Raw genomic sequence first — 855 nt, 5'->3', positions numbered from 1 at the left:
CTGCGACCCGATTACGATCAAGTCATTCAGGACATTGTTGACTACGTTCGCGATTACCGCATCGAATCGGAAGAAGCTTGGCAAACCGCGCACTATTGCTTGCTCGACACCCTCGGTTGCGGGTTCCTTGCCCTACGTTTTCCGGAATGCACCAAGCATCTTGGCCCGATAGTGGAGGGCACTGTGGTGCCTCACGGGGCTCGGGTTCCCGGCACCCCGTACCGTTTGGATCCCGTAAAAGCGGCCTGGGACATCGGCTGCATGGTCCGCTGGCTGGATTACAACGATACCTGGCTCGCTGCAGAGTGGGGGCACCCATCGGATAACCTGGGCGGCATTCTGGCGGTAGCCGATTATCTCTCACAAAAACGGGTAGCGAACGGTGAGCCGCCCTTGACCATGAAGGCTGTTCTGGAAGCGATGATCAAGGCCCATGAAGTTCAGGGCGTGCTGGCGCTGGAAAATTCCTTCAACCGCGTCGGCCTGGATCATGTGTTGCTGGTCAAGGTTGCATCCACCGCGGTGGTCTCACACCTCATGGGTGGCAATCGGGAGCAGATGCTGTCTGCGGTCTCCCATGCCTGGGTGGATGGCCAGGCACTGCGTACTTATCGCCATGCCCCCAATGCGGGCTCACGAAAATCCTGGGCAGCGGGGGATGCCACCAGTCGGGCGGTGCGTCTTGCAGATATCGCCCTGCGCGGTGAAATGGGAATTCCGGGCGCGCTCACTGCCCCCCAGTGGGGGTTCTACGATGTGCTGTTCAGCAAGACCAACAAGGACCAGGCCATCAAGCCGGAAGAACAGCGTCAATTCAGCTTCCAGCGCGGTTATGGCTCTTACGTGATGGAAAAC

The 855-nt window shown here is 58.9% G+C and carries 1 protein-coding gene; it reads left to right on the top strand.

The annotated features are described in order from the left end of the window. On the top strand, positions 1–855 hold an 855-nt coding region (prpD, locus tag A3730_RS01985), incomplete at both ends, for a 2-methylcitrate dehydratase (protein WP_231883809.1).

Source organism: Alcanivorax sp. HI0044, from assembly GCF_001634945.1.
The sequence above is the reverse complement of the archived record's forward strand: the minus strand, read 5'-3'. Positions and strand labels throughout refer to the sequence as shown.